General features: G+C 41.9%; 6 protein-coding genes and 2 pseudogenes. 2 read left to right on the top strand and 6 right to left on the bottom strand.

The genetic code is table 11. The annotated features are described in order from the left end of the window. Positions 1–246: 246 nt before the first annotated feature. Entirely contained in the window at positions 247–513 is a 267-nt protein-coding gene (locus H6G40_RS21990) for a hypothetical protein (RefSeq protein ID WP_242028827.1), read from the top strand. A gap of 221 nt (positions 514–734) precedes the next feature. Here the strand turns inward: H6G40_RS21990 and H6G40_RS21985 are convergent. The 4 genes and pseudogenes from H6G40_RS21985 to H6G40_RS21975 form a co-directional block, all read right to left on the bottom strand. Next, positions 735–1,139: pseudogene (locus tag H6G40_RS21985) on the bottom strand (YbhB/YbcL family Raf kinase inhibitor-like protein); the annotation flags it as partial. 531 nt (positions 1,140–1,670) lie between these two features. Continuing rightward, positions 1,671–2,027, bottom strand: coding sequence for a thiamine pyrophosphate-dependent enzyme (locus H6G40_RS21980; protein WP_277927704.1), 357 nt, complete (start codon positions 2,025–2,027; stop codon positions 1,671–1,673). After that, positions 2,022–2,156: pseudogene (locus H6G40_RS23810) on the bottom strand (thiamine pyrophosphate-binding protein); the annotation flags it as partial. The gene H6G40_RS21980 and the pseudogene H6G40_RS23810, both read right to left, overlap by 6 nt. Before the next feature lie 526 nt (positions 2,157–2,682). After that, on the bottom strand, positions 2,683–2,892 hold the full coding sequence (locus tag H6G40_RS21975; protein ID WP_141705466.1) for a hypothetical protein: 210 nt from the start codon (positions 2,890–2,892) through the stop codon (positions 2,683–2,685). Positions 2,893–3,367: 475 nt separating this feature from the next. On the opposite strand from H6G40_RS21975, the gene H6G40_RS21970 reads away from it, so the two are divergent. Continuing rightward, on the top strand, positions 3,368–3,664 hold the full coding sequence (locus H6G40_RS21970; protein ID WP_069475091.1) for a hypothetical protein: 297 nt from the start codon (positions 3,368–3,370) through the stop codon (positions 3,662–3,664). Positions 3,665–3,782: 118 nt separating this feature from the next. On the opposite strand, the gene H6G40_RS21965 is transcribed toward H6G40_RS21970, so the two are convergent. Next, positions 3,783–7,211, bottom strand: a complete 3,429-nt coding sequence (locus tag H6G40_RS21965; RefSeq protein ID WP_069475090.1) for a tetratricopeptide repeat protein — start codon at positions 7,209–7,211, stop codon at positions 3,783–3,785. A gap of 195 nt (positions 7,212–7,406) precedes the next feature. Then, positions 7,407–8,195, bottom strand: coding sequence for an acetyl-CoA hydrolase/transferase family protein (locus tag H6G40_RS21960; RefSeq protein WP_002735669.1), 789 nt, complete (start codon positions 8,193–8,195; stop codon positions 7,407–7,409). Positions 8,196–8,296: the final 101 nt, after the last annotated feature.

The raw sequence follows: 8,296 nt of genomic DNA, 5'->3' as shown, positions 1-8,296 counted from the left end.
CTACAAAATTGGAAGGAGGGGGCAACCATCGATCCCTACCTCCCACACTCCGAGAATGATTATTATTCTTGAGAATGAATAGTTTATTTTTTGGAAGTCCCCCAGGAGAGCAAAAGCCAGAGAAACCAAATGAGTTATACCAATTCTCCAAAGTCTGACTACAGAAGTTTAATCCCCCTAAATCCCCCTTAAAAAGGGGAACTTAAAGGGGGATTTAAATTCGATGTGTAGTTTTCATTTAGAGAAATGGTATTACATGAAATTGAAGCAGCCTTTGAGAGCAAAAGCTTAGAGCAGGCGGGGAAAACCCTAGGCGAAGTGGCGGGGGATTTCGTTGATAATGGGTTATTAGGTGGGATTACTGGTAATATGGGCAAAGCGATCGGCGGTCAGGTGGGCAAGTTTGCGGGAAAATTCGCCCCCAAGGATTTTCTCCATCACCATCAAGAGGCAGCTCCTACCGAGGCTAAACCCACCGAAGCTATCGAAGCTGCTGATAGGAAAACAGATTAACCAACTAACAGAACAATTGAACTACTTGACAACAGGGATATTTTGAGGTAAGCCGAGGCTCAGATGTTCAACTAAGCGATCGAGTCGGAGGAGCGACTCGTCTTCAGAACCGTGCTTGAGGCTTTCGCCGAGAGCTTCACAGATTATCCTGAATCCGAGTTAGCCGCCTGCTTGTATTTTGGCAAAAAGGGACAAACCCACCAGCTGCGGTCAAGATGTTATTAACGTGCATTTGTTGGTGCTATTAAACGAGCCTCTCCGATTTTATGTTGCAAAATAAAAAAACCAGCGTATGCAGGGGAAGCATTGGGGGGAATATCTAGTTTAGATGTATTTAATGCGTAAACAGTAATTTGATAGTTATGGGGTTTTGAGCCTTCCGGTGGGCAAGCACCACCAAAGCCGTTGTAGCCGAAGTCATTCCGCAATTGAATCGCCCCTTGAGGAAGCTTTTTACTGTCTTTCACGCCAGCATTTTCTGGTAAACTACGCACATCTGCCGGGATGTTGACGACCACCCAATGCCACCAACCGCTTCCTGTTGGTGCATCAGGATCATACATAGTGACAGCAAAACTCTTAGTTCCTTTGGGAACATCGCTCCATTTCAAAGCGGGAGATTCATTTTTACCAGTACATCACCATCCATTATAGATTTGTGCATTTTGTAATGATTTACCGTTTTCAATTGTTGGGCTAATTAGGGGTTGCTGAATAAATCTAAAAACCTCGTTGGGTAAGACTTTTAGACTTTTGGGAAATAAAAAAGTGCCAGCCATTGGAGGGATCGGGGGGAAAATGCCTGGACTTTTTCCCTGAAAATTAGGTAATTTACCAGATGAAAATGGGTAAAACCCTACACCCTACACCCTACACCCCACACCCTACCCCCACGAGAAACTTTTTCAGCAGACCCTAATTAATGTCATAGCTTGAGCGCCCAAGCTAAAACCGCCCAATGCAATCAAGCCGGCAACAATCTCTGCTTTAAACATAAAATTACTCCTTCGCTCTGGATAAGATAGGGGACAATCTCACTGGGGAAACGCCCCCAGCATTACAGATTTGTGGAAGAATAGCTGCTCCCGTTAAGTTGACAATCTCTCCGTCAGTGCCGTTCCACTTGAAATCCCTGAATGTGGACAGGCAGTTAGGGATCAGCGATGAGGGCGGGCGTTTGCCGCCGCAACAGCCCTACCCCATGAGATCAGATCAGCAGTGGCATCATCACGATCAATAACGCATTCAATTAGCGTCGGTCCATCGCGGTTTTCCAGAGCTATCTCGATCGCCTGGGCCAGTTCCCCGGCGGTGGTAGCGAGGAGGCCCTGGCCCGCCCCATCTTCGGCGTTGAATACTTTGATTAACCCTGCGTAGTCCCAGTTCTTAATGTTGTTATAGGGGCCATCGTGAATTTCAACCTCGATCGTGTAGCCATGATTGTTGACGAGAAAAATGATGATCGGCAGCTTTTGTCTGATCATCTGCGCCACCTCCGCAAAGCCGCAGTTCAGTTCGTTGCAGCAACCTACCTGCAAAAGATTCTGGTTTTTCAGAAACTGGTCCAGCAAGACGAGATTGTAGTCACCCGGGACTACGAAATGATGTTTTACTCCTATCTGAACCAAACGTTCTGCCAGGTAAGTGCCAACATTTTGACGATCCCATCGCGCTCATGCGAGGGATTCTTGGTTCAACAAGTCCACTTGCTTTAGATTCCTTGCGTTATCTAAAACAGAGGTGGTTCTTTCCCCAAGCGTTACTTTTCGTGCGCCCCACGATAGTTGTATTTCTACAAAATTTTCTTGAATTGAAGCTAACGCTTCAATTACTGTGTTGTCTAGTTCCTGCAAAGATTTTACCTACCTACAGGGAGAAACTAGAACGATTAGGTAGAACCCCATATCTTTGATTGTCAAGGTACAGCGTTAGTCCTTTGAATACTGGGTTTTTAAAGCGGTTGATTACCCTATCCGCTATGCTCATATAGTAGCTATTTTTCGTGAGTATGTCAAGACCCTTAAAAGAAAAAAGACTGCCGATACTCATGACTCCGAATATGAGAAAGCGTTACCAGAATACACATCTAGAATGAAATTAACAATGTCAGAAGTTATTCGAGATTTTGTTAGGAGATTAGACATTTATTTTTAGCTGTGCTTCGCTGTTTTATATTGGGCGGCTTTTCATCTCATCGGTAAAACCGAGCAGGTGTACTGCATAGAAGGGGGTTTCAGGTTTGAATACTTGCCGAATGTTTGGCACGTTGGACGCTTGCAACAGCCGTTCCCACTCCTCCTCTCGTTCCGAGTCTAAACTCTGGTAATGGGCGAGGGCAACTTCGCTAAAGGGAACTTCATCCCTGTATCCAGCAGCCAAGTAATGCCATCTTCGACGATGAGAAAGCTAGATATCTGGTCAAATACCTGCCAGAAGGCTTCTCTAAAGGCTGCTGCGATGTCTGAAGGGCAGAAAAGGTCAAAAAAGTATCTGCCCAGGGAAATTAGGCGATCGCACTATATATAATATAAGATCAGCGATCGCACTCGTATTATTAAGCAATTTTGGAGGAATTAAACGGTTATGGTGCTTTAAGGCTCAAATATCGTTCATTTTCTCAATTTTAAGGTAAATACGCGCACATCACGCACCCTTGTATCTTAGAAGAAGTGGTAGACCGTCGCACCCTTGGTTGAAAAAACCGTTTTGTAGCATAGGTCGCCACTCTCTGACCGGCTCAAGACTCGAACAATCGTCTAGGGCATCAACCCCGCATCAAGGCAAGGAAGAGTTGCTCACGTCAGAGAAATCCCCAGACTGTGACCCAGCGCCAGTTACAAGGAGAGAACTCACCATGATGCAGTTTTCACGGATGCTACTTGACAAACAAAAAACTCACTATTATGATGATTATATCGTGGAAAGTTATAGATCGCGGAGAGCAATCATGCAGAATCTTCATTCCAATCTTCAAAGAAATGGTGGTAGTTTGCTGAAAGCAGCGGGAGTGTTGGCTGCCCCTATTGCCGCAGGATCGGGTGGGTCCTTATTAGCGCCCTTAGCGCCATTAGCCACCAACCCCATTACACTTCCCTTAGCAGTTGCTGGTGTTGTTGGTGTTGCTGCATATTTACATTTCAAGGATCAATGAGGACGCACAAAGTACAATCAATGATTGATCTTAATAAATGAGTGGAGTTTGATATTGATGTCAAACTCCATTTATGTGTAGATATTTGAATCTCATATCTCTCTCCACTTCGCCTAATTTAATAAGTTGGTTTTATCAATGTTTGTAAAGTATTTAATCGGTTTTCAGAATCTACAGATTTCAGAATTTGGAACAACTGTCGAACACGCTTTACCGTTCCATTGCTTTGACTCAACAATCGAGCTTTCTGATATGCCTCTACGGCATCTGAAATGTAGTTTTGATGGTCAATATTTCTACTCAAAGCCAAACCACAGAGTGCTAGAAATTTGGTGTCCCATGCTCTAAAGCTAGACTGCCTTTCAGATGTCAATTTTTCTAAATTCTTTAGTGTAGCTTGAAATTGATCATCAGCAAGTTTATGATTCCCTTGCTTTAAAGCAATCAATCCCAGTAACATTAAAACATAGTAATTATTTTGAGGATAGTCGTATTTCTTAGCTTCTGTAGCGGCATTCCAAGCTTCATTTAATTTATTGCTATATAAATAAGCACAGGCGCAAGCACTATAATTTTCGCTGTAAAGTTTGGGGCTATCAACCTGTTTGGCAATTTCAATGCTTTGTTCTGTATAAAAGATTGCCTCATGATAACGTTCTTCATCAATTAATACTTCTGCGAGTCCATGAAGTATTGTAGCTTTACTTTCTAAATCTTCTAAATCTTTGGTTGTTTCTAGGGTTTTAAGTGCTCTTTGACCATAAGTAATAGCACTCTGAGACTCTCCAATTTTTCCATAAAAATCACAAAGATTACAACAAGACATAACCTCAATTAGTAAATTTTTTATTTTCTCAGCTATTGCTAAAGCTTGTTGATAATGATAACGAGCTTGTTCTATATCTCCTAATGTGCTGTAACTACAACCAAGATAATTGTGATTCAATCCCTGTAACTCTTCGTTGTTCAAAGTTGAAGCAGTTTGTAGAGCTTTAACATAGTAACGAATAGATTCTTCAATTTGCCCCATACTATAATAGCAAATTCCCAAATTTCCTATAACTACTCCCTCTATCTCTTCATTTTTTAGCACCTCAGCCAGCAATTTTGCATCTTGATATGAGTTGATAGCTTCCTGGTATAAGCCTAGACCTTGATAGGCATTTCCTTGATTTAGTAATGTAACCATTTTATATTGTTTATTGGCAATAATGCTCAAAGTATTTTGGTACAGAGAATCTGCTTGACGGAACTGACCCCGGCTGTTGTAGAAGCTGGATAAAAATGCGTAAACCTTAGTAGCAATATCTTCCTCTTTCCCCAACAATGCCAGACGATGAATTTCTAACGCCTGTTCTTCGTTACATTGACAATCCAACCCCCACCATAACTGGTCTAAAACCTGGGCTGCCTTTTGTGCTAAATCTTCCTGACCTTCAGAGACAGACAACAATCCCTGTAATAAACGCGAAACCCGATAATAAGGCTCAGATCGCCGACGATCATAAACTTCAATTAACCCCAAAGCTTGACCCCGTTCTAAACAAAAATCTAAAGAAATCTTCGTTGGACAAATCGCCACAAAAGCCCTTTTAGGAACAGGAATAGTATAAATTATTTCCAAACCTAACAGTTGTCGAAAATAATCCGATTGTTGCGCTAACAATTCAGGAGCATGGATAGTTTCCAAAAACTCCTGTTGCTTTGCCGTCATTGCCAACAGAATGCTTTCATCATCCAAATCCGACTGCTTTAACACCAAATCCAGCCACTCCAACAAAAGAGGATTACCATCTGCTAGATTTAAGGCTCTTTCTCGTACATTTTCAGAGATTTTATCAGAATTAAAATTCTTTAACCGATTGAGTTTTTTAGTTAATTCAGCCTTTCTAAAAGGTTCTAACCCTTGCTTATAAAAATAATCCAATAAATCAGAATCAAAATCATAGCGACAGGTAATAATAATCCTATTTTCAGTTCCCGTTTCTTGAATTGACCTAACTAATGCTTCTAAAATGGGGGCAACTTCTGGCTTAAGAATATATCCACCTTGACGGGGTTCGAGATTCCATTCAAAGTCATCAAAAATTAATAAAAATGGTTTTTCTCCTAGTTCTGCTAATTGACTAAAAAGGTAAGCAAGTTTAACCTCTAAACAGTCATTATTTGATGCTAAAATATTACGAATTTCTCGTAATTCTGGTTTAATTAATTTAGACGATAGCTTTTTAATTAGGTTAGATTCATCAATTTGTCGCCACCAAAGAATCTTTTCATAATCAGGTAATCTATCCCACAGTCGAGAAGCAATGCTACTTTTACCCCATCCCCCCATTCCGTGAATTAATACCCCTACTTTGTTATAATCTGTTTTTAGAGTTCGTAAACAGTTTTGTAATTGACGACGACGACCTACAAACTCCTCTCGACTGGCTACCCTTAAGCGATTTTCATCATCCCTAAATTCTAAGGTTGTAGTCGGTTTTGGCAGTTGTTTCCGTCCCTTTGTTCTTAAGGGAGTCACTAAGGCTTGGGGTAAAGTATTGCTGATATATAATCGTAATTTATGCCAATCTCGTGCATTTTGCTTAATTAAAGATTGATAGGTAGATGCGATCGCTTTTGCCACCGTTTCCCCTTGGGATAACTCCCAATACAAGCGACTTGCCGCCTCAGTAGCATCCTTATCGCGGACATTTTGACCCCATCCTAAAACAGCAGTTGCACCCAGATTCAATAATTCTTCAGCCATCGAGGGAACTACACCATCACTAGCATAACCTGTACGGCAACCAGAGAGGAAAATTAAGGGAGGTAAAGGGTATCTTAATGCTGTAGCAATTTCTGATGTATTACTATAAACTAAACCCCCATATTCGTCTTCAGTAAGAAAGCAAGGTTTTTCATTTTGATGGGTTGCATGACCTGTTAAATGGAAGATATCAAAGTAATTTTTCTCATATTCCCCAACCACATAACTCAACTCAGTTAAACAACCACTTTCTTCTACTCTCAAATTAGCAGGAGTGCGTTTTGTTGCTTCTAAAATTTGCCCTTCTTCTGCTTCATAATCTAATTCGGGTTCAACATCTAAGGGAGAAGTTGCCATAAATAGCACATTTAAAGCACGATTTTTGGGTTGAGTTACTATTACAATTGATTGACTATTAGATACCCATCTAATAGGGATAATAGGGGGTTGTTTTTCTACTAGGAAACATTGACCATCATGTAATAATTCCCACGGTAGATGGGCCAGTCCCTTATCTGCCGCAATGGCAATAATCAACCCTTGTTGCTGAGATTCCTTGAGCGCATTGGCTAAAAGACGGTTATTCCCATCCAACCAATGATAGAGTTTTTGTCCTGTAATGGCATAATCTACGGGAATACGGGTATAATAATTCGTCTCTGCTTGGTTGCCTAAATCTTTAATTTCAGCCAGAGGGAGTCTGCGTTCTTCATATTGATTAGGATTGTCCCAAAAATAGCGTAAAGAGACATAATCCGAGCCTTGAGGCGTTAAGCTAATATGAAGGATTTTCATGTACCTAATCCTCTGGCGGTAAAGCTAACACAGTCTCAGTAATAGCATAATAGCCGATGAATGTCAAGCACAGGGTAATCGTATGAAGAACCTTACATTTTATACAAAACGACGTGCGATTACCCTGTAAAATCGAGAGCCTTCAGTCCAACATTGTAATTGCTCATTACTTAGTCCTAATCTGAATAAAAATCACTAGATCAAGTGCATTGACTTGGCAGCGGCGGTGAGTTCGTCTCGAAACGCTGGATCCGCTAGTCCGATCAAAGACTCCGCCCTTTCGGTTGAGGAGAGTCCCTTGAGATCGACAACACCGTTTTCAGTGACCACATAGTGAACATCGGTGCGGGGTGTCGTGACCGGCCCAGAAAGCCGAGGAACGATCTTACTGATCTTGCCATCCTTGATTGAAGACTGGAAGGCGATGAAGGACATACCGCCCTTCGAGGCATAGGCCCCCTGGACGAAATCCAACTGGCCACCGGTCGAGGTAAACTGATGACCGCCAACATATTCCGAATTGCAAGCTCCGGTTAAGTTCATTTCAATTGTGGAATTTACCGACACCACATTGTCATTTTGGGCAATCACAGCCGGGTCATTCACATAATTGACGGGATGACTTTCCAGCGAGATGTTGTCATTGATGAAGTTGTAGAAAGCTTCATCTCCCATGGCAAAGGTGAAGACAGATTTGCCCAGGTTGATTTTTTTCCATTTGTTGGTGACAACACCGTTCTGAATCAGGCTTGCTAAAGCAGGAACGAGTACCTCAGTATGAATGCCGAGATCCTGCCAATCCATTAGCGCCTCGCAGACTCCGCTAGGTACTCCACCTACGCCGATTTGCAGACAGGCGTGTTCAGGAATTCGTTCTGCAATTAACTGGCCAATCTTCCTCTCTTGCTCCGTGACGGGTCGAGGTTTCAGCATTGGCAACGGAACATGATGTTCTACGATGGTATCTACTTCGGAAATATGCAATAGATCTCTTGCATAAGTCTAGACAAAATAGGATAAAATAGTCCAAGAGTTAAGATTGAAAGATGACTTACGAACAAGTAAAAACTTTAAAGCCAACAGAG

The sequence above is a fragment of the Microcystis viridis FACHB-1342 genome, from assembly GCF_014698335.1.
GTDB classification, from domain to species: domain Bacteria; phylum Cyanobacteriota; class Cyanobacteriia; order Cyanobacteriales; family Microcystaceae; genus Microcystis; species Microcystis ichthyoblabe_A.
The sequence above is the reverse complement of the archived record's forward strand: the minus strand, read 5'-3'. Positions and strand labels throughout refer to the sequence as shown.